Annotated in this window: 31 protein-coding genes and 4 tRNA genes; 22 read left to right on the top strand and 13 right to left on the bottom strand. The window is 50.6% G+C overall.

Annotated features, from left to right (window positions below):
• The first annotated feature begins 75 nt into the window (after window positions 1–75).
• From infA to GII36_RS02985, 15 genes are all read left to right on the top strand, one after another.
• Entirely contained in the window at window positions 76–321 is a 246-nt protein-coding gene (infA, locus tag GII36_RS03055; RefSeq protein ID WP_260762319.1) for a translation initiation factor IF-1, read from the top strand.
• Between the two features lie 53 nt (window positions 322–374).
• Window positions 375–491 carry a 50S ribosomal protein L36 gene (gene rpmJ, locus GII36_RS03050; protein WP_023794230.1) on the top strand — a complete coding sequence of 39 codons (117 nt, stop codon included), beginning with the start codon at window positions 375–377 and terminating at the stop codon, window positions 489–491.
• Window positions 492–493: 2 nt separating this feature from the next.
• Window positions 494–880 carry a 30S ribosomal protein S13 gene (rpsM, locus tag GII36_RS03045; protein WP_260762304.1) on the top strand — a complete coding sequence of 129 codons (387 nt, stop codon included), beginning with the start codon at window positions 494–496 and terminating at the stop codon, window positions 878–880.
• Window positions 881–900: 20 nt separating this feature from the next.
• Window positions 901–1,293: a 30S ribosomal protein S11 gene (gene rpsK, locus GII36_RS03040; protein WP_260762302.1), complete on the top strand. Its 393-nt coding sequence runs from the start codon at window positions 901–903 to the stop codon at window positions 1,291–1,293.
• A gap of 3 nt (window positions 1,294–1,296) precedes the next feature.
• Complete coding sequence (rpsD, locus tag GII36_RS03035; protein WP_260762300.1) at window positions 1,297–1,914, top strand: 30S ribosomal protein S4; 618 nt, start codon at window positions 1,297–1,299, stop codon at window positions 1,912–1,914.
• Window positions 1,915–1,932: 18 nt separating this feature from the next.
• Complete coding sequence (locus GII36_RS03030) at window positions 1,933–2,856, top strand: DNA-directed RNA polymerase subunit alpha (RefSeq protein WP_260762298.1); 924 nt, start codon at window positions 1,933–1,935, stop codon at window positions 2,854–2,856.
• Window position 2,857: 1 nt separating this feature from the next.
• On the top strand, window positions 2,858–3,244 hold the full coding sequence (rplQ, locus tag GII36_RS03025) for a 50S ribosomal protein L17 (protein ID WP_260762296.1): 387 nt from the start codon (window positions 2,858–2,860) through the stop codon (window positions 3,242–3,244).
• On the top strand, window positions 3,244–3,684 hold the full coding sequence (gene rplM / locus GII36_RS03020) for a 50S ribosomal protein L13 (protein WP_260762295.1): 441 nt from the start codon (window positions 3,244–3,246) through the stop codon (window positions 3,682–3,684). The genes rplQ and rplM overlap by 1 nt, the downstream gene beginning before the upstream one ends.
• A gap of 1 nt (window position 3,685) precedes the next feature.
• Entirely contained in the window at window positions 3,686–4,084 is a 399-nt protein-coding gene (gene rpsI / locus GII36_RS03015) for a 30S ribosomal protein S9 (RefSeq protein ID WP_260762293.1), read from the top strand.
• Between the two features lie 67 nt (window positions 4,085–4,151).
• On the top strand, window positions 4,152–4,985 hold the full coding sequence (locus GII36_RS03010; RefSeq protein ID WP_260762292.1) for an alpha/beta fold hydrolase: 834 nt from the start codon (window positions 4,152–4,154) through the stop codon (window positions 4,983–4,985).
• Window positions 4,986–5,018: 33 nt separating this feature from the next.
• The gene (gene trpS, locus GII36_RS03005; protein WP_260762289.1) at window positions 5,019–6,071 is read left to right on the top strand and encodes a tryptophan--tRNA ligase; all 1,053 of its coding nucleotides are present in this window, start codon (window positions 5,019–5,021) and stop codon (window positions 6,069–6,071) included.
• Window positions 6,061–7,215, top strand: coding sequence for an RluA family pseudouridine synthase (locus GII36_RS03000; RefSeq protein ID WP_260762287.1), 1,155 nt, complete (start codon window positions 6,061–6,063; stop codon window positions 7,213–7,215). Before trpS ends, GII36_RS03000 begins: the two co-directional genes overlap by 11 nt.
• Entirely contained in the window at window positions 7,212–7,961 is a 750-nt protein-coding gene (locus tag GII36_RS02995) for a DNA polymerase III delta subunit-related protein (protein ID WP_260764356.1), read from the top strand. Before GII36_RS03000 ends, GII36_RS02995 begins: the two co-directional genes overlap by 4 nt.
• Before the next feature lie 9 nt (window positions 7,962–7,970).
• Window positions 7,971–8,639, top strand: coding sequence for a tetratricopeptide repeat protein (locus GII36_RS02990; protein ID WP_260764354.1), 669 nt, complete (start codon window positions 7,971–7,973; stop codon window positions 8,637–8,639).
• A 30-nt stretch (window positions 8,640–8,669) separates the two neighbouring features.
• On the top strand, window positions 8,670–9,203 hold the full coding sequence (locus tag GII36_RS02985; RefSeq protein WP_260764352.1) for a hypothetical protein: 534 nt from the start codon (window positions 8,670–8,672) through the stop codon (window positions 9,201–9,203).
• Between the two features lie 194 nt (window positions 9,204–9,397).
• On the opposite strand, the gene GII36_RS02980 is transcribed toward GII36_RS02985, so the two are convergent.
• Window positions 9,398–9,482, bottom strand: a tRNA-Tyr gene (locus tag GII36_RS02980).
• A gap of 43 nt (window positions 9,483–9,525) precedes the next feature.
• Window positions 9,526–9,602, bottom strand: a tRNA-Thr gene (locus GII36_RS02975).
• 95 nt (window positions 9,603–9,697) lie between these two features.
• Here GII36_RS02975 and GII36_RS02970 point away from each other — a divergent pair.
• Window positions 9,698–9,988, top strand: a complete 291-nt coding sequence (locus GII36_RS02970; protein WP_260764351.1) for a hypothetical protein — start codon at window positions 9,698–9,700, stop codon at window positions 9,986–9,988.
• A 4-nt stretch (window positions 9,989–9,992) separates the two neighbouring features.
• Here GII36_RS02970 and GII36_RS02965 read toward each other — a convergent pair whose 3' ends face one another.
• Together GII36_RS02965 and GII36_RS02960 are read right to left on the bottom strand one after the other, a co-directional pair.
• The gene (locus GII36_RS02965; protein WP_260764349.1) at window positions 9,993–11,096 is read right to left on the bottom strand and encodes an FAD-dependent oxidoreductase; all 1,104 of its coding nucleotides are present in this window, start codon (window positions 11,094–11,096) and stop codon (window positions 9,993–9,995) included.
• Between the two features lie 73 nt (window positions 11,097–11,169).
• A tRNA-Thr gene (locus GII36_RS02960) sits at window positions 11,170–11,244 on the bottom strand.
• Window positions 11,245–11,307: 63 nt separating this feature from the next.
• On the opposite strand from GII36_RS02960, the gene GII36_RS02955 reads away from it, so the two are divergent.
• Both GII36_RS02955 and rpmG read left to right on the top strand, forming a co-directional pair.
• A complete protein-coding gene (locus tag GII36_RS02955; RefSeq protein WP_260764348.1) occupies window positions 11,308–11,802 on the top strand; it encodes a YajQ family cyclic di-GMP-binding protein in 495 nt (164 codons plus the stop codon).
• A gap of 96 nt (window positions 11,803–11,898) precedes the next feature.
• A complete protein-coding gene (rpmG, locus tag GII36_RS02950; protein ID WP_260764346.1) occupies window positions 11,899–12,105 on the top strand; it encodes a 50S ribosomal protein L33 in 207 nt (68 codons plus the stop codon).
• A gap of 31 nt (window positions 12,106–12,136) precedes the next feature.
• Here rpmG and GII36_RS02945 read toward each other — a convergent pair whose 3' ends face one another.
• From GII36_RS02945 to GII36_RS02925, 5 genes are all read right to left on the bottom strand, one after another.
• The gene (locus GII36_RS02945; protein ID WP_260764344.1) at window positions 12,137–12,775 is read right to left on the bottom strand and encodes a hypothetical protein; all 639 of its coding nucleotides are present in this window, start codon (window positions 12,773–12,775) and stop codon (window positions 12,137–12,139) included.
• A 1-nt stretch (window position 12,776) separates the two neighbouring features.
• Window positions 12,777–14,729: a glycoside hydrolase family 15 protein gene (locus tag GII36_RS02940; protein ID WP_260764343.1), complete on the bottom strand. Its 1,953-nt coding sequence runs from the start codon at window positions 14,727–14,729 to the stop codon at window positions 12,777–12,779.
• 3 nt (window positions 14,730–14,732) lie between these two features.
• Complete coding sequence (locus GII36_RS02935) at window positions 14,733–15,929, bottom strand: glycoside hydrolase family 57 protein (protein WP_260764340.1); 1,197 nt, start codon at window positions 15,927–15,929, stop codon at window positions 14,733–14,735.
• Window positions 15,926–17,149, bottom strand: coding sequence for a glycosyltransferase family 4 protein (locus GII36_RS02930; RefSeq protein WP_260764338.1), 1,224 nt, complete (start codon window positions 17,147–17,149; stop codon window positions 15,926–15,928). The genes GII36_RS02935 and GII36_RS02930 overlap by 4 nt, the downstream gene beginning before the upstream one ends.
• An 86-nt stretch (window positions 17,150–17,235) precedes the next feature.
• Window positions 17,236–18,396, bottom strand: a complete 1,161-nt coding sequence (locus tag GII36_RS02925) for an NAD(P)/FAD-dependent oxidoreductase (RefSeq protein WP_260764337.1) — start codon at window positions 18,394–18,396, stop codon at window positions 17,236–17,238.
• Window positions 18,397–18,494: 98 nt separating this feature from the next.
• Between GII36_RS02925 and GII36_RS02920 the strand changes: the two genes are divergently transcribed.
• Together GII36_RS02920 and GII36_RS02915 are read left to right on the top strand one after the other, a co-directional pair.
• A complete protein-coding gene (locus GII36_RS02920) occupies window positions 18,495–19,481 on the top strand; it encodes a mechanosensitive ion channel family protein (RefSeq protein WP_260764336.1) in 987 nt (328 codons plus the stop codon).
• Between the two features lie 39 nt (window positions 19,482–19,520).
• On the top strand, window positions 19,521–20,207 hold the full coding sequence (locus tag GII36_RS02915) for a DsbA family protein (protein ID WP_260764335.1): 687 nt from the start codon (window positions 19,521–19,523) through the stop codon (window positions 20,205–20,207).
• On the opposite strand, the gene GII36_RS02910 is transcribed toward GII36_RS02915, so the two are convergent.
• The 4 genes from GII36_RS02910 to GII36_RS02895 form a co-directional block, all read right to left on the bottom strand.
• Complete coding sequence (locus GII36_RS02910) at window positions 20,204–21,493, bottom strand: hypothetical protein (RefSeq protein WP_260764334.1); 1,290 nt, start codon at window positions 21,491–21,493, stop codon at window positions 20,204–20,206. The genes GII36_RS02915 and GII36_RS02910 overlap by 4 nt on opposite strands.
• A 285-nt stretch (window positions 21,494–21,778) precedes the next feature.
• A complete protein-coding gene (locus tag GII36_RS02905) occupies window positions 21,779–23,122 on the bottom strand; it encodes a GNAT family N-acetyltransferase (RefSeq protein WP_260764333.1) in 1,344 nt (447 codons plus the stop codon).
• A gap of 94 nt (window positions 23,123–23,216) precedes the next feature.
• A complete protein-coding gene (locus tag GII36_RS02900) occupies window positions 23,217–23,555 on the bottom strand; it encodes an ASCH domain-containing protein (protein WP_260764332.1) in 339 nt (112 codons plus the stop codon).
• Window positions 23,556–23,613: 58 nt separating this feature from the next.
• Window positions 23,614–23,688, bottom strand: a tRNA-Trp gene (locus GII36_RS02895).
• Window positions 23,689–23,786: 98 nt separating this feature from the next.
• Between GII36_RS02895 and GII36_RS02890 the strand changes: the two genes are divergently transcribed.
• Window positions 23,787–24,398 carry a P-loop nucleotide/nucleoside kinase family protein gene (locus GII36_RS02890; protein WP_260764330.1) on the top strand — a complete coding sequence of 204 codons (612 nt, stop codon included), beginning with the start codon at window positions 23,787–23,789 and terminating at the stop codon, window positions 24,396–24,398.
• 6 nt (window positions 24,399–24,404) lie between these two features.
• The gene (locus tag GII36_RS02885) at window positions 24,405–25,094 is read left to right on the top strand and encodes a M48 family metallopeptidase (RefSeq protein ID WP_260764328.1); all 690 of its coding nucleotides are present in this window, start codon (window positions 24,405–24,407) and stop codon (window positions 25,092–25,094) included.
• Window positions 25,095–25,121 lie beyond the last annotated feature (27 nt).

The raw sequence follows: 25,121 nt of genomic DNA, 5'->3' as shown, positions 1-25,121 counted from the left end.
GAGTGCCTCACGCGGAGTGCTCTAAAAGTGCTTTACTCTTACGAAAATTTACTGTATAATCTAGGATTGTAATTTATGGCGAGTCAAAAGGAAGTAATTAAGATGACAGGAAAGGTAGTGGAAGCACTGCCTGGTACTAAATTCAAGGTAGAACTTGAGAATGGCCATACAATTATCGCTCACATCAGCGGCAAGATGCGCAAGCATTATATCCGTCTGGTACCAGGCGATAGAGTGGAAGTAGAGATGACCCCGTATGATCTCACACAGGGCCGTATCAGCTTCCGACTGCGAGATGAACCTGTGCGCACAGCCGCGTAGGGAAGCCTCCAATACGCATCAAATTTAAGGAAAGGGAGTTTTTGTAGACGCTCATGAAAGTTCGTGCGAGTGTGAAAAAAATCAGCCCAGATGACCAGTTGGTACGCCGTAAAGGCCGCCTCCGTGTCATCAACAAGAAAAAACCTAAGAATAAGCAAAGGCAGGGTTAAGCATGGCTCGAATTGCTGGGGTAACCATCCCATCAGAGAAGCAAGTTCAGATCGCTCTTACCTATATATATGGTATCGGTCCGAAATTTGCTGGAGACATCCTTGCGGCGGCAAAAGTTGAGCCGACCACTCGGGTGAAAGATCTCACCGAGGCTGAAGAACAGCGTATTCGTGAAATCGTCGACGGCGATTACACCACGGAAGGCGACCTACAGCGCTTGGTAACAAACAATATTAAGCGCCTGAAAGACGTGAACGCATATCGCGGTCTACGTCACAAGGCAGGATTGCCGGTACGTGGACAGCGAACCCGCACGAATGCACGAACTCGTAAGGGACGCGCACAGTCGGTCGGCGGTACACAACCTAAGGCAGCAAGCAAGACCTAAAGGAAAGGAACAAGAGAGTTATGGCAGACGCTAAAACATCCGCTCGGAAGAAGCAACGCCGATCAGTTCCTGCTGGTCAGCTGCACATCCAAGCAACATTCAACAATACAATCGTGACGTTTACCGACAAAAAAGGTAATGTCCTCGCTGCAGCGAGCGCTGGTGCCTGTGGCTTCCGCGGAAGCAAAAAAGGTACTGCGTATGCAGCACAAGTCGCAGCCGAAAAAGCTGCAGAAGCTGTCAAAAGCCTCCATGGCACAAGCACTGTCGACGTGTTCGTCAAAGGTGTGGGCCTTGGACGTGATGCAGCGATTCGCGCGATGAGCAATCTTGACATCGCTGTAGACAGTATCAAAGACGTGACGGGTGTGCCACACGGTGGTGTCCGTCCTAAGAAAGCACGGAGGGCATAAGCGATGGCACGAGATACATCTCCTATTGTCAAGCAGTCTCGCCGCGAAGGCTACGCGCTGCATCCAAAAGCGCACAAAATCATGGCGCGAAAATCTGGTATTCCAGGTCAACACGCACATGGCCGCCAGGGCAAGCCTAGCCTGTACCTGACACAGCTCCGCGAGAAGCAAAAAGTTCGCCGCACATACGGCCTGCTCGAGAAGCAGTTCGCACGTCTTATGAACGAAGCAAGCCGCAAAGAAGGTCTGGCCGGTGAAAACTTGCTCCAGCTCCTCGAGCGCCGTATCGACAATGCAGTCTACCGCGCAGGTTTTGCTACCAGTCGCCGTGCTGCACGTCAGCTCGTCGGCCATGGACATTTCCTACTCAACGGTCGCCGAGTCGACATCCCATCTATCCGCCTCAAAGCCGGTGATGTGATCGAAGTTCGCCCAAAGAGTACCAAGAGTGGCTATTTCACACAGATTAACGACGTGATTGGCAATTCGACACAAGGTCCACTCAGCTGGATGAAGACAGATGCAAAGAAACTGACGATTACCGTAACGGGCAATCCGAAACGTGAAGAAGCAGAAGTAGATATTAACGAACAGCTCATCGTCGAGTACTACTCACGATAAGGGTAAGGAGCCTATATAATGACAAAAGTTATTCACAACCCTGCACTTGCAAGCGTCGATGATCATTCGGCTACGAGCGCGTCATTTGTCATCGAGCCACTACACGCTGGCTACGGTAACACCCTGGGCAACAGCCTTCGCCGCGTACTGCTTTCGAGCATCGCCGGTGGCGCTATTGTTTCGTTCAAAATCGAAGGTGCGACGCACGAGTTCACAACGGTAAAGGGGATCAAAGAGGATGTCGTCGACATCAGCCTGAACCTCAAAAACGTTCGTGTCAAAGTACACGCCGACCAGCCAGTTGAGCTGCGCCTCGAGAAGAAGGGTGCTGGTGTCGTCACTGCTGCCGATATCAAGACGACTGCAGATGTAGAAGTGATCAATCCAGAGCAGGTTATCTGCACAATTGATGATCCAAAGGGCGCTGTCGCTATCGATCTCGTCATCGACGCAGGTCGTGGTTACCGCACTATCGAAGAGTCAAGCGAGTCTCGTGTACACTCAGATCACATCGCGCTCGACGCAGTGTTCAGCCCAGTACTTCGCGTACGCTACAAAGTTGACCCTACTCGTGTTGGTCAGGAAACAAACCTGGACAAGCTAGTAGTCACTGTCGACACAGACGGCACATTGAGCCCGCGTGAAGCGTTTGAAGAAGCTGCGGCTATCTTGGTTAATCAGTACACAGCCCTGGCTGGTAGTACGATTGTCGAAGCTGCACCTGCACTCGGTCAGTCTGATGCCGAAGATGCTAACGAGCTCAACACTCCTATCGAAGAGCTCAACCTGACAGCACGTACAGCCAATGCGCTGATCAACAACGAAATCCGCACCGTCCAAGACCTCGTGACTTTGACTGAGCAGGATCTTCGTGAACTCAAAGGCTTTGGCTCAAAAGCCCTTGATGAAGTAAAAGATAAACTAGCGGAGTTAGAACTGTAATATGCACCGACATGGATACAAAGGGCGTAAGTTCGGTCGTGAGCGCGACCAACGCCGCGCACTCATGAAGGGTCTGGCGACGAGCCTTGTCGAGCACGGCAAGATTGAAACCACGTTGCCAAAAGCCAAAGAATTGGTGCGTTACATCGAAAAGCTCATCACAAAAGCAAAGAAGGGCGACCTTCATAACCGTCGCCTGGTCATCTCTGGCCTGTCGACACAGGCTGCAGCCTACAAGCTAGTGGACGAAATCGCCCCACAGCTCGGTGGTCGCACTAGCGGTCACGTCCGCGTGACACGCACGCGTCTTCGCGTAGGTGATGCTGCACAGATGGCAACAATTGAGTTTGTAGACGAACTCAAGCCTGCCGGAAAGGAGACTAAGTAATGGTCAATTCTAAAACTTACTCTCAGAAACCATCAGAAATCACTCGCGAGTGGCACCTGATTGACGCAACAGAGCTTCCACTTGGACGCCTCAGCACTGTCATCGCGCAGCTGCTCACGGGCAAGGGTAAGCCTACTTACACTCCGCATATGGACGCCGGTGACTACGTTGTGGTCATCAACGCCAAAGACGTGCCAGTAACTGGCGATAAAGAGCTCCAGAAGATCTACTATCGCCACTCTGGTTTCCCTGGTGGCATCAAAGATGCACGCCTCGAAGAAGTTCGCGAGAAGTTCCCAGAGCGCATTATCGAAGCATCTGTTCGTGGTATGTTGCCAAAGAACAAGCTCCAGGCCGACCGCATGGCTCGCCTGAAGGTGTTTCCTGGCGCAGAACACGCGCACACCGCACAAACCCCAAAGAAAGTTGAGGTAAAGTAATATGGCTGACGCTACATACTTTTACGGTCTCGGTCGTCGCAAAAGCGCTACAGCTCGAGCTCGTCTATACAAGGGTAAGGGCAACGTGACTATTAACGATAAGCCGGCAGCAGAGTACCTCTCTGGCAACAAGCCGCTTCTCGCTGAGATTACCGACCCACTTGCTGTTGTTGGCAAGCAGAAAGACTTCGATATCACTGTCCGCGTGAGTGGTGGTGGTGTAGCTGGTCAGGTGGATGCGATCAAACTGGCGATTGCAAAAGCAATCACGGTTGGTCACGCCGATCTGCGTCCAACATTGAAGAAAGCTGAGCTGCTATCGCGTGATCCACGTGAGAAAGAACGCAAGAAATACGGTCTTCGTTCTGCTCGTAAGCGTGAACAATTTAGTAAGCGTTAATTCGTTTGCCTACATCCAGAATCCCTATCGATTGACGATAGGGATTTTTGGTGTCAGACTGGAGGGTATGTTACGTGACAAACTGGTGCACAAGGTACTGAGGATCCCGCATGCACTGCATGTGGGTGTGGATCGTACGGGCGCGGACATAGAGGCACCAACTATCGTATTGATTCATGGGTTGGCACGTACGCACAAAGTATGGAACCTTGCACTCAAAGATCTGCCCAGCTCGTCACGCGTGATTGCCGTCGATTTACTAGGGTTCGGCGAATCACCCAAACCGGATTGGCGCAGCTACAACGCCGAAGAGCAGGCAATCAGCCTCCATACGACACTACGTAAATGCGGCGTGACCGGTGATATCATCATCGTAGGGCACTCGCTGGGGGCGCTCGTGGCTATAGAATACGCCAAGAAGTACCCCGCACGTCTAAAATCGCTCATTCTCTGCAGTACGCCCCTCTACAAATCCGAGCCACGCTACGTGTTCAACAAATTCAAGTTGCCAGATGGCGAGACGTTTTACAAATCGATGCTGCGTAATTTCCGCGAAAAACCCGACTTCACAAAGAAGCTGAACTACTACGCACGCCGCGCCAAATTTATAGATGAGGATTTCGTAGTAGATGACAAAAATATGCGCAGTGTAGTGCGTTCTATCGAGATGGCTATAGAGAACCAGTCTGCATTTGAATGGCTTATCGAGACAAAAGTGCCCACATCACTCGTGTATGGTCGTCTCGACCCGTATGTCATCAAGAAATATTACAAAACACTCGCCAAACACAATCCAAATGTCGCAGTGTACCCCATAGTTGCAGCCCATGAGATCAATCGTAGTAAGCCATATGCAGACGCAGTACGGTCTTTGCTTTTTGCGCAGAATCCAGAGGTGTAACAGTTTAGAAAGATGCTATAATAAGAGGTAATTATGACAAACCCCGTGATCCTCACTGGCCTGCGTGCCAACAACGATTTGCAAATCGGCAATTACTTTGGCGCGATGCTGCCTATTATCGACATGGCGAAGTCACGCTCACACGATTACCAAGTGAACATGTTTATCCCAGATCTCCATAGCTTCACGACGCCGATCGATCACAGCGAGCTGCAGGCACAGATACTACACAACGCGCGGCTGTATGCAGCTGCGGGCTTGCCACTGGATGACGATAATATTCATCTCTATCGTCAGAGCTATGTGCCAGCACATAGCGAGCTGACATGGATTTTGGATTGCTTTACGGGCTTCGGCGAAATGAGCCGGATGACACAGTTCAAAGACAAGTCGGGCAAACTAGGAGACTCGCAAATTAGTGTTGGCCTTTTTAACTATCCTGTGCTCATGGCTGCCGATATCTTGCTATACGACGCGAAATACGTCCCAGTCGGCGATGACCAGACTCAGCACCTCGAGTTCGCGCGTGATATCGCCGAACGTATGAACAACCGCTTCGGTGAACTATTTGTCGTGCCAGAACCGGTGAAAGCGCAGCACGAGTTCTTTGGCAAAGAGCAAGGCCTCCGCATCATGGACCTTGTAAATCCAACGAAGAAGATGAGCAAAAGCGACGAGACAGGCAAAGGTGTCATCTTCCTGGGTGACGAACCGGCAACCGCAGCCAAGAAGATTATGTCTGCAACCACCGATGACAAGGCGTCTGTAAACTACAACCCAGCCGAGCAGCCCGGTATCTCAAACCTACTCGACATCTTGGCATTGCTACGTGGTAAACCTGTCGCCGAAGTCGCGAGCCAATATGCAGGCATGGACCGTTATGGTGATTTCAAGAAGATCGTAGCCGATGAGATGCAGAAGTTTTTGATCGATCTGCAAAAAAGCTACGATACGTACGATAGCGCAACTATTGTGGCTAAGCTCGAAGCATCTGAGCGCGCCATGAACGAGCAAGCCGGTGCGACACTGCTGCGTGTACAACGAGCAGTTGGATTGAGGCCACCGAAAGAATACGATGAAATTTGATTCCTCCGATCTCGTCGCCATACTGCGACTGTTTCACGAAGTAGGCGATGAAGTGATGCCACGCCACATCGAGCGCATCGCCAAATCTAAGCCACACGACAAAAACGTTGCCATCCGGTTCGCCGTAGGCAAAAAACACTACGTGGTACTTATAGATAGCGCTGCCGAAGACGACGAAGACTACATCTACGACATGGTGGAAGAGTCCGGGGTGGTACATCACTATGAACTCATCGCCCTCCCAGGCGACACAGGCCTCACCACCTATGCATTGCCATACCGCGCCAAAGAAGTCTATTTGCTCCGCGATGCGCCGCAGACCAAGCGCCTCGACCAAGCGCTCGTAGAGCAATTTGGGGACGAGTCGCGCAGCACGTATCAGAAGCGCATCGCCCGCGGCGAAGTGCTGGTCAACGGCGAAGTACACACGTCTGCCAAACATGCCGTAAAAGCAACCGATGTGATTACGCTAGAAACACTAGATGTAGCGTATGAGACACCAGATATAGCGGTGCTCTACGAAGATGACAATGTGCTTGTTATCAATAAGCCCGTTGGACTGCTGACACACGCCAAGGGCGCTATGGTGGAAGAATTTACCGCTGCCGACTTCGTGAAGCCTAAGACAAGCTACAAAGCAGACACAAACCGTCCGGGTATCGTTCATCGGCTCGACCGCGACACAAGCGGCGTGCTACTGATGGTGAAAAACGACGAGACTGCGGCGCTTATCGGCAAACAATTTACCAATCGCACTACGAAAAAAGAATACGTGGCCGTCGTAAGCGGCACACCGGAGCAACTCAAGGCCAAGATCGACTTGCCTATAGGCCGTAACCCCAATGCACCAAGTACTTTTAGAGTCGACGCTGGCGGCAAATCGGCCGAAACGGTGTACGAAGTATTAGAGTCTGGCGCTCCACGTTCGCTAGTGGCGCTGAGGCCCCGTACCGGCCGCACCCACCAGCTACGTGTGCACATGGCATATCTTGGTACACCTATCGTAGGCGACAAAGTCTATGGCGAAGAATCGGCAGACCGCATGTACCTGCACGCCTACAAGCTTGAAGTTACACTTCCAGGTGGGGTACGCAAAGTGTTTGAAGCGCCTATACCACCGGAGTTTCGTGAGGCATTGGCATGAGCGGGGCCGAGCTGCCGCAGGCTATGATAGTCAGTGGCACTCCAGGCGAAGATCTTGGCGCATACTACAGCATGCGGCAGCAGCCAACCGACGAAGTGCTCCGTATTGACGAGCACCCTAACACATCCAAGACAAGTACCGGTATTTATATCGATGACATCCGCGCCCTACAGCAAGCTGTACGCTCGGCCAAGCCACACATACGCACGGTCGTGATACTTCGCGACGCCGCAGCCATGACCGTTCAGTCGCAAAACGCACTACTGAAATTGCTCGAAGAGCCGCGACCCGATCTTCACTTCATACTCGAGACGTACTCACCAGACGTATTGCTTGAGACGATTCGCTCACGCTGTCAACGTGCGACGGTTGTAAGTGATCAGTCGGTGCAGTTGCCAGATGACAAAGCAGCGCGCATCCGCTTCATGGCGGGCGGCATAGCGTCCGAAGAAGCCAGACTGGCGCGCGATGAGCGATATTTCGCACGGCGCAGTAAGCTGTTTGAGTTTGCGAAACGCTACGTAGGGGGTTCTGCATATGATCGCCTGGTTGTTATCAAACAGACGAGTGACAAGCGTGATGAGGCGCTGCAGTTTATCGACGCCTGTTTGGTGACATATACAACACTCATGAAGTCACGATTTACACCGAAGCTTCGCGACGAAACCGAGAAGCTGCTGGCTGCAGAGATTGCCATCAAGCAAAACGGCAACATCAAACTGCAGCTCCTCCGGGCTGTGGTATAATAAATTGTAATGTTTGGATTACTCCTGCTAGTAATTATAGGTATCGCCGTGGTGTTTCATCGCCAGACGATTCACGAAGTGGCTTCTGAGACAAAGCTCAAATTTGCCGACAAACTTGATCGCCTCTGGGATATCGCCCAAGAATCGCTTCGCGACAAAAAGTATCTTCGTGCCGAGAAGGCGCTACTGACTATTCTCCGCGTCGATGAACGCAATGCTACCGCGTACAACCGTCTTGGCATTCTCTATGCCAAGCAGCAGGCATTTCCCGATGCTATCGAGTGCTTCGAGATTGCGCAGAGTCTGGAGCCAAGTGCGTCGAGTCTGCACAATGTCGGACTGATTTATTTCGAGACAGAGAAGTACGACAAGGCAGCACTTGCGTTTGAACAAGCAATAGCCATGGAAGAGGGCGTGCCGTCGCGTCACATTGCCTATGCCAAGGTACAAGAAAAGCTAGGTCACAAAAAGAAAGTGATTGAGTCACTACAGCTCGCCGTAGAGCTCGATGGACACAAAAATCCCCAGTCGCTTCGTATCCTGGCAGATGCCTACGAGCGAGATGGCAATCAAGAACAAGCCGATCTCGCCCGTGAAGAGATGAAAGTACTCCTGGCGCCAAAAGCTCCTGTTGGCGTGACGAAGACTGTCAAGCAACCACGCAAAGTGGTCATGTAGAGTGCGCAATCCACGTGCTATAGTACCGATATGACACATGTATCTTTATCTCAAAGTAAGCAAGAAGTGGAACGCGCGCCTGATGACGCTCGTAAATTTATCGTGCATAATCTAGATAGTACAATTCTTGATGGTAACGATATTGTGCGATGCAATTTCCCAACTGATTGGATTGAGACTGATGAGAACACCGAAAAGAAAATCGTCCGTAAGGTTTATGATGACGGGACAATTCAAATGCTCTTGATTGCCAAGACGACAGAGAGTGGCAAAAGGAGCTCTGAGAAAAGACCTTTGATACAAAATGAATATGATTCGCTGCTGAAATCGTCCCAGCTACGAGTTGAGAAAAATCGATATTCGTTCAACTATACTCAAGGGAATGTCGTCTTTAAAGTGAATTACGATGAGTTCGTAGGTAGCGAATTGAGGGTTCTAGAAGTAGACACCGAGACAGAAGAGTTGCGTGCTATGTTCGAACCTGACAAATTTCCGGCGCAGCTTGAGGAGGTAGCGGCAGGAGACAGAAGTTATGAGGGCTATAGAGTAGCGAGTCATTTGTAAAAAACTGAGGGAAGTAGGGCATCACTCCACTTCGTTTCGCTCCTTTGTTCACTCGCTAAAGAAAATGCTTCGCGCTTTCTTTGGCTTCGCTCTCTGCGCCGAACTCTACGTCTTTTGTTCTGCAAAAGTTTCGTAGGTTCTCGTGACTTTGCGCTACCAAGTTTAAACCCCGCCGCAAGGGCAGGGCTTAAACTTGGTGCCGGAAGTAGGACTCGAACCTACGAAGCCGAAAGGCGGGAGATTTACAGTCTCCTGTGATTGCCACTACACGATTCCGGCATTGTTTCCATACACGAAACGATGAAGTATCATCATCTCGTCGTGGAGCCGCTTCAGGGACTCGAACCCAGGACCTGCTGTTTACAAAACAGCTGCTCTAACCAACTGAGCTAAAGCGGCGTAACCTGAATAAGTATACAAAACTTGGCAATATATTTCAAGCCTAGAGGTGGAATGATTGACTAAACAACATAAAAGTGTTAAACTAAAAGTATATGGCCAAAACATTTCATACATCACTTCTCCGATGGGACGAGTCATACGACACTCGCCAGAAACTGCAGCATGGTTATGCTGCCTCTGCCGCTATCTTGATACTGGCAGCCGGTATCGTGGGATTGATCAACTATGATCTGGGCCAGCGCATTTTGCTTGTAGCATTTGTGTGTGTCGCTGTGTTTATACTCAACGCAGTAGCATGGGCATTGTTACAATCGTTCATATTGCTCCCGCTCGATGCTCATCGAGCTGCCCAAAAGCAGACTCGCACGCCACGCAAAAAATAGCAGACTAGCGAAATATACGTACGAAAAAGCTGTCCGGGAGCAACTGGACGGCTTTTTGATTGATTGTTTCCGCGATGCCTGTTGATAGCATGGCTTCGGTGATGAGGCGTGATGTAGTTTGCGCCCGCTTGGACGACACGACACGGCTTGCCTCATACGATTTGAGCGCTGTATGGGTATCATGATGCCGGACTAGAGCATCCGTGAGTGCAATCGCATCTAGAATTCCAGCTGTCGACCCCATGCCTGTTGCCGGCATCATTGCATGAGCTGCATCGCCGACAAGGACATAGGGATATCGTTGCCAGTGCGCCAATTTCACCTCATGTAAGTGCCCTTGGTACATTGCGTTACGATCAATATTGGCAAGTACTGCATCGATATCGGGAGACATGTTGCCAAAAAGCTGTGATATGTCGATGTCTCGAAGGTCGATTGTAGCAGGTAGATGGGTACTGAGCACGATATTCGCCCCACCAGGCAAAGGAAAGATACCGGCAAAGTGACCATGCTGCCAATACTGCGTTATGTGCGTTGTACTAAATCGCGTATGCAGTGGCTCGGGAATGAAGCACGTCCAAAAAGCCACTCCCGTAGGTGAAGCCTGTGCAGAAGGGGACATGAGAGTACGTATGTGTGAATGAAGCCCATCTGCACCGACGACGAGGCGATACGAAGCTTGTTTATCTGTCGTAAGCTCTACGGTCACGCCATCTTCTGATGCCTGACATGAGCCTATTGCTGTATTGTAGCGAACTGGCTTCGTGAGCTCAGCAAGTAGAGCTGCATGAAGGTCCGCGCGTCGAACCGTCCTCACCTGGAGTCGATTGCGCCCAAAGTCGATGCTACGAGTAGCCTCGTGCGCTTCTGAGGCAAGTAATACGCCGTCAACAGAGGAACTGAGTGGTGCAATACTTTCGTAGATACCAAGTGTACGGAGTGCATCGAGCCCCGCAGGCGGGAGTGTGACGCTGTATCCCTGTGGATGCGAGACCCCTCTGCGCTCTATGAGATCATAGTCGAGGCCATGCTTTTCGCACATGATAGCGCAGGCTAGTCCGGCGATACCCGCCCCGACGATAAGTATTTTTTGAGTGTGTGTATTCATACCAGTGTCTTTCTATAGTACGCTAGTTCAAATACAAAAAACACCCCGTGCAGGACAGGGTGAAAGATACATCTGGAGCCACCTTCGAGACTTGAACTCGAGACCCCTTCCTTACCATGGAAGTGCTCTACCACTGAGCTAAGGCGGCCTATAAATCCATATTATCTTAGCACAAGATGTATGATATTTCTAGAGGTGATATACTAAGTATATGCCAACATTTAGTTTTGATATCGTGTCTGATTACGACAAAGCAGAGATGAACAACGTCTACATGCAAGCCGAGAAAGAGATTGCTGGTCGCTATGACTTCAAGGGTACTCCCGCTGGGTTAGAATGGCTTGGCGATAAGACCGGGTTTAAGCTCATCGGTGCGGGCGAGTGGCAAGTCGATGCAGTACTCGACATCGTGCGCAAAAAACTCGCCAGCAGAGAAATAAGTAGCAAAGTCCTCGATCTTAGCAAAGAAGTAGTAGAGTCAAACCTCAAAGCCACCAAAGAAATACCTTTCAAAAAGGGTTTGAGCCAGGACAATGCCAAACTCATCGCTAAAGCGATTCGAGATGAGTTCAAAAAAGCTAAGCCGGTGATACAAGGCGACGAACTGCGTGTGACGAGTGCCAGTAAAGACGAGTTGCAAGCTGTCATGTCTCATGTGCGAGCACTCGACATCGATGCGCCACTGCAATTTGTCAATTTCCGCTAGCGCGTACCCCTTGCGTATCTGTAGTGTTTTTGCTATAATCGAGTATTGAAAGTCTTATAAAAGCCGAGAACCCGGCAATCTAATAAGGAAGTTGAAGTGGCAAAGAAGAATACGAAGCGCAAGCTTATCGGCCTGGTGAGTGACTTGTCTGGTCACCGCACATACTACACGGTCAAAAACACCCAGAATACCCCAGACAAACTCGTCCTGCGTAAATACGACCCAGTTGCACGCAAGCACGCAACGTACACCGAGACCAAGAAAAACCTCGGACGCAACGAAGTCAAGAAGCGTAAAAGCTAATCAACAAATAGCCTCCGGCAGTCGCTGGAGGTTATTTGTTGCGCGTCTCGAGTGCCGTAGCGAGTGTGCAGGCGAAGCGAACCTGGAGTTCAAGTGTTTTTTCCGTAGGCTCATGCTGCGAAAAATTGTAGACAAACAGACTCTTATCGCTTACTTCGAACATGTAGCGCTCGCTATGGAAGTTTTCTATACACCCAGCAACTTCATCGCTGGCAAAATGAAGTGATCTCTCGAAATGTGTCGGAAGTGACAGAATAGTATGTTCGTCTTTGAACCGGGCACTAAAGTGATCGTGCGGTGCATACGGAGCTTGTCGGTGGTGAGGATAAAGCTGCAAAATCGCCTCAAACCAAGCCTTATCGAGAAGATTTGGCAGCACAAAGAAATGACTAAACGGATGAAGCGTATGAAGGTCGACCTCAGTGATAACGACACGACCATGGGCAGTAGTGCGATGTAGCGCAATGAAGTCGTGATGAAGAAATGTGCCGATGCAGTGATCTGTGTCTTTGTGTGTGTGCGATGCCGTAAATCCGCGCACGAGATGATACTCGACACTATGTTGCTTGACACCGCCCATATACATGACACCGGCGTGTTTGGCAAAATGCTTGAAACTTTGGGTGACACGGTCACTAGGGGTAAGTGCTATGAGCGATGAGCCGAGCATATTAGTGAGCCTCCGGCTCTGTGATCATATCGAGCAATGTAGCGACGAACTCTGCATGGCTCCATGTCAGTGGGGCAACCGACAGTGATTCTCCAGTGTGCGGATCGAGTTGTTCAGACAATACACCTGTCGGACCAGCGTATTGCTGCACCCAGTCGATAATTTTTGTCGCAGTCTCACTGTCACCGGTTTCGATACAGTACTGTGCTAGCCAAAGCGACGCAATGTGCCACCAGTTGCCAGGCAATGTGTCATTTGTGCGTAGATATGTATCGTTTTCGTAACGGGGCAATCCGTAGGCACCTTCGTGAGTAGGGAAGACTTTGAGCAAGCTCTGCAGTGCTGTTTGCAGCTCAAGCTCACGGATAGGAAAGAGGCCAAACATAAATGCGCCAAACACACTGGAAGTGTCGATGCGTTCGTCGTAGGTAATTTCGCCGTCTCGTGCCAACAGTCCTTTGTAAAACGATTTTCGCTGACTGTTGTACAGGTGTTTGTGTGCAGCGTCGTAGATATCATCCGCCGCTAGCCGCCACGCGACGGCGTTGTTGTGATCACCAGCAGCTTCGGCAAGATCACCAGCCGCAAGCAGTGCAGCATATACGACCGAAGTGGTGTAAGTGGTAGTGAGAAACACTTCTTCCCAGAGATCATAGCTGGGCTTTGGCAGGCCTGTTGCCTCGTCGATATGCTCTGCGAGAAACAGCGCCATTGGTTTGATCATCTCTTCATAAAAATCATCGAGGAGGCGCTGATCTTTGTGCATGCCATAGTACTGTGCAAACACAAATAGGACAAGTGCCGTCTCATCTTCCTGAATAGGTGGCGCGACAAGCCCGTCGTGGACATACGGGTGCCAGCTGGAGCCAAGTGCGCCATCTGCGCGAAACTTGTGCATGAGATATCCGGAGGGGTGCATGACACGTCGACAAAATTCAAAAAACTTGAGCGGCTCTTCTGTGTAGCCCAAGCGAATTAACGGCCATAGCACGTAGGCTCCATCGCGCGGCCAGCAGTAAGCATAGGCATCGCGCCAGTAGTTAAGCATGGCGGAGTCTGTGCTGGCAATCACGGCACCGCGTTTGTCGATTTGCGATTTGATGATCATCACACTATGACGAAAATTGTCACGGTAGCGTTCATCCATGCGATCAAGCACGCGTTCTGTTGGCTCGAGCCAGGTGTGCCACCAGTGAAGTGTACTGTGCATATAATGCCCGACACCCTGTTTCTGGATCTGCTTGTTGATATGGAGTGCATCACGAAGTGAGGTGCCAGCCGCAATCCAGTAGTGCACACGTCCGGAGTCATGGGGTGCCAGCTGCAGAGTGAAGCGCAGTGTGCTATCCACACGCCCATGCTCGACATTGCTCATACTCAATTCGCCATCATCGGCATCACGATAGGTACCTTCTTTTCCCTCTATGCCGAAGATACCGACAGTGTATTGGTCAAACGGCGCATTGTGATAATTGCCCGATACGACAAATACTCGATTACCTCGGTAGTGTAATATCGCGTCGCTGTCGGGCAAGTACTGGGCGGTGTCTGTGTTACTCCTTGAGTCACCAATTGCAAAAGCCTGGTGAGTAAAAAGTCGTACCTCACGCTCGTACTCGCGCATGTTGACAACATGAATATTGCGAAGAAACGCGTTCATATGCGCATCGACGGTGTCGTCAAACTCCAAGATGATGCCGAGTGCTTCGTTGACCGCCACCATATGGCCAACAAGCCCACGGTGCGGGTACGAAAACTCTACATGCCAATCCGACGCATGAATATCGAGCCAGCTGATTTGACCGTCCACCCACACACCAACATGATGCCTGAGGTCTTTGCCTGCGGCATGGTTTTCTAGTCCGACGTAGGGAAAATAGAAATCATGCACCAAACCAAAATTATTGATGCCAACATGAAGCTCGCCGTTGCTCAGTACGATAGGTCGCGTCACAGACTAAAGAGCCTTTCGGTGTTCGCCTACTCGCCAGCGTAGGTCACGAACAACATTCATATAGCCCAGAAACGCATCGTAAGGTGAATCATAGGGACTAAAGTATGCATGGATATTGCCGTCGTCATGCCACTTAGTCGACATGTAGTAGGCATGGTCGGACGTGAGGAGTTTGCGCCAATCTGCGATAAGGTCACTGTCGCCGGATTGGGTCACTTCGTGTTCAAGTGCATAAATATATTTGAGTATCTCTTGCTGAAGTGCGTTGCCCGTCCAGGCACTGAGATCACGCTCGCTATCTGCCCAAGTGACCGTTTCTGGCATCGAAAGTTCACCCTCTTGGTCATGCAGAGCGATAGCATCAGATACAGTAACAAAGCGTTGATTGTCTGCTGTCCAGGCGTGCACAAACTGACTAAAGAACGCGAAAATACCGGTGTCTTCCCACTGATGCTCGCCAAATGTCTCAAAGTCCATAAAGAGGTTAATCAGCTTGGCTGACGGATCGGAGTGGTGCAGCCTGTCGATGTAGCTTGCGGCCGACCAGTTGTCGTGTGCAAAGCGAAAAGCCAGATCATCACTCAGTCGGTAGTTTTTGAGTAGTAGGGCGAGCTTGTCGGTGCCTGCAGCACGATACAAATGGTTCGGACTACGCCAATCGAGTACTGCGTCCCAGCCCTCAGCTAGGATACCTTTATACCCATGTTCAGCCGCCCACTCTGCTAAGCGATCATCGTATGCCAGCTCGGTATTGCGAAATACCGACGGAATCACGCCAAACGTTTGGAAGATTTTTTCGCGGTGCAGATTTACCTGTGTCTCAAACTCACGCTGACTGTAATAAAACGCCAGACTATGGTGATACGTTTCCGCCAAAAGCTCTACATTACCACTGGCGACAAGTCGCTTGAGCGTATCGATCACATCGGGAGCCCATGCTTCTGCTTGCTCGAGGAATGTGCCTGTGACGCTCAAACTAAATCGGAAGTCTGGCAGCTCTTCGCCCAGTCGCTCCAGTTGCGTGAGCATAGGGCGGTATGATTTTTCGGCGACACGTTCGAAGATACGGCGGTTGTTGGTGTCGCTATCGCCTTCATCATTGAAATATAAGTGGTCATGCGCTGTATCAAAGATAGTGTAGCGCTTAACGCGGTATGGCTGGTGTAGCTGTAAATACAGCGCAATTGTCTTTTGGCTCATACAACAGCTCCTACGTGGGCTCGGGTGTACTGCGAGAGGCACTGGCTAGCGATATCATGCCATGACAAGCGTGCATATTCATCGCGGATGTTGCGTTTCATCTCACCTAAAAGTGCTGGAGAAGTAGCAAGGCCGATAATCTGATCAGCCAGTAGTTCAGCATCCCAGAAATCAAACCTAAAGATACTTTGTAATACTTCACCCACGCCAGACTGACGGCTAATCATGAGTGCATTGCCATGATGAGCAGCCTCTAGCGCCGTGAGACCAAACGGCTCCGACACCGAGCTCATAACAAATATATCGGCGACCGAATACGCATCTCGCCATAGCTTGCCGCGCACAAATCCGGTAAATACTACGCGGTCGCTAATGCCGAGCCGAGCCGCCAGATCTATAAGCTCGTCTCGCTGTTCACCGTCGCCTGCGAAAAGAAAGACAACTTTGTCGTACTGTTCGAGTACCTTGGCGGCAGCGTGCATAAGGTGCGATAGTCCCTTCTGGACAGTAAAACGAGTGACTGTTGCGACGACCGTGAAACCCTCTTGCTTGAGCGATTCGAGGTACCGATAAGTATGTTCATCATAGGTGTAGCCATCATTGAAGTGCGCTGGGTCAAAGCCGTTATACACTACTTCGACTTTGTCTGCAGGTATACCATAGCGATGCACGATAATACTTTTGGTGATACTACTCACGGCAAATATTCGATCCGCCATCAGCAAGGCCGTTTGCTCAATCTCGTGCACTATGGGGTTTCCAGTGAGCTCGCCCGAGCGATCAAACTCGGTGGCATGGACGTGCACTATCAGCGGCTTACCTGTCAGCTCTTTAGCGCGAACACCTGCCTCCATAGTAAGCCAGTCATGTGCATGGATGACATCCACTTCTGTATCAGAGACAAAATTCTCGACGAAATCGACATAGCGACGCTGGATCGTGCGAATATTGTGATCACCTCCAGGTATATCCGGCAGTTCGCGATTCACAACCGTGCGACTACTGTCGTACACGCCGAGGTTGTTGCGCTCAAGAGGGGTAAGTGAACTCACCGCATGGATCTTCATGAAGTTGATTTCGGGATGCGCGGCAGTGTAGGGCACAACAAAATCAATCTCAGCGCCCCGAAGCGCGAGTGATTTGGACAAATGATAGCAAGCTACCCCAAGTCCTCCGCTGTTATGTGGTGGTAATTCCCACCCGAGCATCAATATTTTCATATGTTTGTGTAGCAGCCCCTACCGCTTGCGCTCCTTTTTTACCACATTTGTCTCTTATTATAGTCAGTGCTTATGGTTCTGGCAACCTAGAAATTGTTTGTTTTTGTTGTATGAGAGGCAACGGCTGCTTCGGCGAGCGTCAGGGGCATAATACGGCGATAACTGTCACGAAGTAGACGATCATGAAGATACTTTGCGAAACGTCCCGTCGTATAGATGCCGAGACATTCGATATATGCCCAATCTGTACCGACTGGCACCGAGATGATACTCGTGGCGGGTCGGTAGGCGCTGACGAGTTTGCCGGTCTGGCGTCGTACAAGATGGTCGGCCACGTATTCAGCCATATCGAGAGCACCACGAATCCGACCACTTCCACGCACAGAAACATTGTCGCCGATTACGGAGATGTCGCGATACGCCTCGAGATAAGGGTTAACTGCGACGAGTCCACCTGGCTGCACGTCAAACAAGTGAGGATGCTGTGCATAAAAAGGATTGTTATGTGTACCAGTTGCCCATACTAGCGCATCGATAGGTAGTTTCTGATAACCTACTGTGACGAATTCGGTATGCGTGGTGGCAACATGAGTGCTAGTGATGATTTCGATGCCATGTTTTTTGAGTGCTTTTGCGGCTGTTCGGCTCGCTTGCTTCGAAAGTGTTGGTAGAATACGCTCGGCGGACTCGATCAGCATGATGCGAACTTTTGCACGTGATACAAGGTGGCGCTCAGTAAGCTGCTGGACATAGGCACCGAGCAATCCAGCTATCTCGACACCACTTGGCCCCGCGCCTATAACTGCGTAGCGACGATCGACTGGCTCGTCTCCCGCGAGCGCAGCGTGCAGATGATCATGGAGATCGGAAACTTGTTTGAGATTCCAGCTGCCAAACACGTGGCTCGGGCCATCGGTATGACCTCGATAGTTTGCCTCGCTTCCAAGTGCCATGACAAGCTGATCATAGTCATAGCTCTCGTGTCCACACACAACAAGTTTGCGGTCCGGATTGATCGATGTTAGCTTGGCATGGACGATGCGTACTTCGGGGTGCGATGCAAAGATATCATCAAGAGCAATAGCCGAAGCGGCAGGATCACCCCCTGTAAGCGCATGCCTTAAGCCGCCGTGATGGACAAAGTCAGGCCGTTCAGATATCAATGTAATACGACCTGATTGAGCCCTGCTCAGCTCGAGTGCTGTTTTAATACCGGCGAATCCGCCACCCACGATAACCGTATGCATATACCACCTTTGTTGCTCAGTTGCTGCACCCATGATACCAAAAAGCACAACAAGAATAAACTGGTCAAAACCCGTCAAATAGTCTATACTATATACACGTGAATAGCTCCGATCAAGACCAAATATTTCATACCGTACTCCTCGAGGTACGGGATTTTTTTGCCGAGCCAAATGCGCTGCGTTCGGTCTTGATTATGATCGGCTGTATCGTCGTTGCCATCTGGATTAGTAAATATATTGCTAGGGCGATTATCCATGTAGCTCAAAACATTGCCATACGCAGCGACAACGAATCCGACGAAGTCAAGGCTCAGCGCTACCGTGAACTCGAAACATATCTCAGTATAGCCATTGCGGTCGTTCGTACGGCAATCGTCGTCGTGACCGCCTATGTACTATGGCGCCTCCTCAGTCCAGCTTCGGGATTAGGTATGACTAGCGGTATCGCGGCGGTCGGTGCCAGCGCATTTTTTATCGTATTTGCTGGTCAAAGTCTCGGCATGGTAATCCGCGACGTAACTACTGGCGCAATGATGATTGCCGAAAAATGGTACACGATCGGTGATTTTGTGAAGATCGAGCCATTTATTGATCTCAGCGGCGTCGTAGAGCGTATGACACTGCGCTCTACCAAAATCCGCACGCTTAGCGGGGAAGTCGTCTGGGTGCACAATCAGCAAATCCAGGCAGTGCACGTCTCACCAAAAGGCGTACGCACCATGGCTGTCGATGTATTTGTGCGCGACCGTGCACGTGGTGAGCGCGCAATTGAAGCAATTATCAACACGATTCCGACAGGCGCAACCATGCTCGCAAGCCCGCTCAAGATTACGTATGCCGAACGCTGGAACGACGATCTCTGGCGTATTAGCGTCATAGGTCAGACACTCCCCGGACGCGAGTGGCTTATCGAGAAAAATTTCGTGCAGATGGTGGAAGATATTGACCGGGATGTCAAGACACCCGCGGAACGCCTTATTGTCCACACTCCAATTGCGCGTTTTGCCGACGGTGAAGTAGAGCGAAAGTTTCGTCGAGCAGTTCGCGTATCAAAACGCAAAAAACCAAGCAAAAAGCATAAGTAGGTCGCAGGCACTCTTGCAAGCTGCTATACTAACAACACTATGGCAATATCTCGCGAAACTGAGTTACAACAGAAAAAAGTCATCATCGCTGTGGCGGCAATTGTATGCGTAGTTGTGCTAGCGATAGTGGGCTTTCGTATGTTTTGGCAGCAACATGCGACAGGCGATACCGCGCCAGCTCAAGCACCACTAAGTGTTTCGCTCGGCAACAAAAGTGCGAGCACCAAAGTCGTCATCTATACCGATCCAGTCTGCGACAAATGCGCTACATTTCACTCCGCAACTGTTAAGCCACTTTACGATGACTATGCCAAAACAGGCAAAATTGATCTCGAAATTCGCCCTCTGAGTATTGTCACTGAGCAGTCGGCTGCACTTACCGAGCTACTCATGTGTGGCAATGAACAGGGAAAATTTATGGATACATCGGATTTCGTAAGTGATGCACTTACTCGCAGCAATGGCCGCACTGTCGAAGTCAACGGTGTATCGTTTTTTACAGATTTCCCCGCAGCACGCATTGCCCAGGGAGCAGGACTCGATGAGACTAAGCTGTCATCGTGTCTACGCGATAATCGGTACGACAATCTTATCAAGCAAGCCGACACACAAGCGTATGCCGCTAATATCTATAGCACACCGACAACCTTTGTCGCCGGCCAAGAGCCAGTCCGCGGCTACGCAATTTATGACTATATCAAAAGCCTTGTCGACATCTCCCTCTAGCGTGGTGGCGCAGCCTCTGCTCTAACCTGCGCATTCGGCTCAGTCGATGAAGGTAGGGCATGAGTGGCCATTTCGCGTGGCAGCACGATTTTAACGAGACGGTTAGTAATGTATGGCTGGATCTGGCGTATCATATTGGTATATTGAGCTGTGTCTTCGCCCGGATTCGCATGGCCCACCTGGGCTTTTATGAGCTTAAACTGCAGATTATGCTTCTCGGCAGCAACTTGTAGGTTTGTGGCACTTGGATTAGTAGCAACAACCTGGTCGTCAGATTCTTGCCAGGCACAGGTGTAGACGATGAGAGTATCTTCTGGGAGTGTAGCAATATTTTTTTCGTAGTCAGTCTGCACAATAAACTTGGCTTGCTCCCATATGAGCATTGCACTAGCGGCATCTTCGTCGCTAAGCTTATCAATGATGTCATACAACTCCGGTAAGATGTTTGGGTATAGTACTTCATAATGAGTACCATTATAGTCAAAACTCTTGTAGCTATGAATTGTAAGACGACGATCACTTGCGGGTGACCGCTCGATATAACGATCGCTACGTGCTAGTAGCTCGGTAGCTATACGCCCTTTGAGATAATACGCTAGATCTTCATCTACCGAGAGTATTGTCTGCATAAGATCTATGCCCTCCCTACTCCTGTCGGTGAGGCTATCGTCGCCGATGGGCGAACTATTGAAGACAATTGCAACGATATTTAGTTCCGGCTCCATCTCCCTAATGTGGGCTGCTATATCCAGAGCGATTGGCCCGCCGGCACTATACCCGTCAAACGATATTTCAGTCAACTCGTGCGTTTTTGCAGTTGCAATGACACGTTTTGCCATATCTTTTGTGTCCAGATCGCGGTTGCTGTATTCAAGTGCGAAGACCTGACCGGCCTCCTTATGTACCTCAAGGACTTCGGCAGTTTTGGTGGGGTTTTTGGTGCCTAGGCCCGTCAGCACAAAAGTGCCATGATGAGCATGAAGCACATCAATCTCTGTATGGCTCCCGTATACCTCATGCACCATAGCATGACTACTCTGGACAGCTTCACGTCCATCGTGCACGCCATGAACAATATCAGCTCCTAGCCAGACGGCACCAGCAGCTACCGCCCCCAGAGTAGATGCACTGGTCCATCGCATAAATTTACCAAATGCAGGTTCTGTGTTGCGATGGGAGTCGCGTACCGCACCGTCCATCCTCCCTATGTCGCCCGGCATTGGTGGTAGGTCGATCGAAGGTACAAAGGTATCCGCTTCTGGTGCGTGTGTTCGAGAGAGCCGCATAAACTGTCTCAAGTATAAAACTATTACCCCCTATCCATCAAATCAGTTTGTGATGCATAATCCTCAGCTTGCTATGTGCCATGAAAAACGCCAGACTAAAAAGTCTGACGATTTTCATGGCAGGGGTTGAAGGATGATTATCGAACCTATTGTGGTGTAATATAATTTCCAAAGAAAGCAGGCTAGTTGTTCGGTACCTTAAGTCAGGCACCAGTGACACTAGCCCAAGTCACTCGCACGATTGAGCGGATTACTCCGTCTCAGGAATGCGAACCCCGTTTTGTCCTACTGCTTCTCGACCTCGATGACATGAACACCGAGACGCTCCTTGTGTGCGGGATAGATCTCGCGTAGGAGCTGGAGGGCGATCGCCTCGCTGTTGACCTGAGGGACGATCTCTCGCCACGGCTCGGTCGCCAGCATATCGGCGAAGTTGTTGTAGATGCGGATCGACTTGATCCTCACCACCCCCGACGTGTGTCCGGTCTCGAGCTGCAACATCTCCCCGGCCCTCAGCCGCTTGATGTTGTCGTATCCGACGCGAACCTCCAGGGTCTTGCGACCCGACATGATCGCGTCGTAGTACGGACGCTTGATGCGCATCTTACGCACGGTTGCTCCTTCCTTGTTGAAGTTCAGTCCCCACTGCTGCACGACACTGTTCGGTGCGTACCCTCCCGGGAACACACCTTCGAGCGTCCAGCCGTGACGCTGGAGGCAGGCGACCTGCCACGGTTCGGGAACGAGGTGAACGTACAGCTTGTGACCGTAGTCCGCCAGCAATCCCTGAAGGTCGATGACAAGCGCTTCGAACGCTGCCTCCGACAACGTCACGAGCGGCATCAGCTTGATGGGCTGACCCTTCTTCGGTGTAGCGCCAGCGATGCCGACCACCTGACCACCACACTCGGCGGTGAAGATGATCTTGTACTTGGCATTCACGTCGCCAAGTTCTTTCCGCTTGTAGCCAGCGAACAGGGCGTCAACCCAATCGTCGTCCACACCACGGAAAACATCGCTCATCTGCGACAGAATGAGCTTCCGCGCGCCTTCAGCGTGATTCTCCTCGTCGAAGGGGATCACCGAGACATTGGGCGAGTCGAAACCCGCCTCGTCCACGAGCTGCTTGTACAGCATGTGCTCGTCGACACCCTGCTTGTAGTGATCCTTCGCCGTACCAGTGATGCGGAAGCCCTTCCGGAGGAAGAACTCCAACGCCTTCTGGTTCGGTGAGGCGACGGTGCAGTATAGCTGCCGAGCACCGAGGTTGCGGGCGAACTCTTCAGCGTGCTTGAGCAGCATGCTTCCGATTCCCAGCTTCCCACGGTAGTCGGTGCTAACGATCAGCGGACTGATCTTCACCGTCTCCTGCTTCTTCTCCACGACGTGGATGATGCCGACCCGCTGCCCGTCCTGCTCGGCGATGAACATGTACTGTCCAGCCGAGAAGTGACCGACGTGGTCGACGCCACCCTCCATGTGGGTGTCGAAGATGCGCTGTGCGTGCGCACGATGGTCGCCGTCGTAGAACGGGCTGAGCGCCCGAACCATGAGGTCGGCGACCCACTCGAAGTCATCAGACGCCGCAGGGCGAATGACAACGTTGTTAATGACCGTTGATGCGGTCATGGTACACCTCCCGATGATTGCTAGGATTTTTTGGTTGACCTAGCAGGTGGATAGGACGGTAGTGATTATAACAGAGTTTATGGTTTTATGCAACCTACAGGAGCACAAATTCGATGCCGATAACGCCATCTTGCCTCTGCTGTTCAACAGAGTAGAATTCGTTGATCTGGTTTTCAAGCCATTCAACGCTCTCTCCACCAAACTTAGCAGGGTCATTGTGAGAGAAAAGATCGTGGAATGTTTCGTAGCGCAGCAAGCCGATAACTTTTACCGATACGGTTTGATCGGTGTTTTCTCGGTTCGTAAAGACAATAGTATCGCCAATCTGGATTGTTTGGCGTTTTTCATCATATAGTCGTGATTCAATCGTTTTTGCGCCTGATGTAATAGCATCAAATGGCACGGTGGCAAGTTGTAGTTGGTGGGTGTTCATATCTGTGATTATAGCATAAAATATAAATGACATACCTTTGACAGTGTGTCATTTATATTGGCAGGGGTACTAGGAATCGAACCTAGGTCGTCGGTTTTGGAGACCGATATACTAACCGCTGTACTATACCCCTATAGCAGCTCGTATCACTATATCAATCCCTCTAGCAAATGTAAATCATATCAGGCCCTGATTTCGCCCGCACGGCTACTATCTGCTATACTGATACGTATGAAATCGTTGAGTCTGACTACGCCGCGGGTGATTTTCGTGATCGGTAAGCCTGGAGTGGGTAAAACCCAGTTTGCAAGTAAGTTCGCGGAGACGTTTAACGTGCCGTACGTCGAGGCAGACCAAGTGCGCGGTATCATCACACAAAATCCTGTCTACGATACCGCCGAGCAAAAAACCGTCGACAGACTGGTAATGCTGCAGATTAGCGAACTTCTCAAGACTTCGCAGACATTTCTAGTTGAAACAAGTACCGAGGCTAAGGTAGATAGGCAAAACTTCGCCAAATGGATCCGTAAGCATAATTACGAGCCACTCTTCGTGTGGGTACAAACAGATGGCGACACTGCATATGATCGTGCAACGCGCGCGAGTCGAGTCAATAAAGACAAGATTTTTATCCTTCCTGATGAGCGCTACGCACATCTTGCGAAACGCTTTACGGCGCCTGGAGAAGAGGAGAAAGCCGTGGTAATCAGCGGCAAACACACCTACGCCTCGCAACTACGCGCTATACTGAGGCGCTTAGCCGATCCAAATCGCCCCGCCCAGACACCATTAACGGTACCCAAACGCCAAACCCTCAAGGGAAACTCGATCAAAATAGGATAGTGACTCGTGGCAATATATACCGATGATGAATTTGGCGCTATTACGATCCGCAAAAGTCATCGCTCACGCTCAATTACGCTGAGTGTCGCACCAAATGGTATGCTGAGGGCCTCTATGCCAGTATTCGCAAGCACACGCAGTCTCAAAAAACTCATCGCCGATTCACGCACACAAATCCGCAGCATGCTAACGCAGCATGCGCCCAAAGTTGCCTACGCAGATGGCATGCAGATCGGCAAGAGTCACTCACTCTTAGTAACAAGTGGACCAAACCTCCACCTGAAGCGACAACAACTCAAGCTTGTTTTGACGTTACCACCGACTTACAACCTCACGGACGCAGCCGTACAGCAGTTGGTACGTGAACACACTCTGGTTGCACTCCGCAAAGAAGCCAGGCACTATTTACCTCGTCGCCTTTCCACTCTTGCCGACGAGCTCGGATGTAAATACGAGCGTGTCCGATTTTCACATGCCAGTACCAGATGGGGAAGCTGCAGTAGTAGGGGCACGATTAGCCTCAACATTGCGCTTATGCAACTGCCATTTGAGCTGATTGACTACGTGTTAATCCATGAATTATGTCATACAAAACAGATGAATCACAGCCGAGATTTTTGGCAACTTGTTGAGCAAGCTGACCCGGAGTACAGTGCACATCGTCGCACAATCAAGCAATATTCGCCTACAATTTGAAACGCTTATGCTTCGTAGGGTATACTA

It is taken from the genome of Candidatus Mycosynbacter amalyticus (genome assembly GCF_025273655.1).
GTDB lineage: Bacteria > Patescibacteriota > Saccharimonadia > Saccharimonadales > Saccharimonadaceae > Mycosynbacter > Mycosynbacter amalyticus.
Note: the sequence above shows the minus strand (reverse complement) of the source record. Positions and strands in the feature narration are given on the sequence as shown.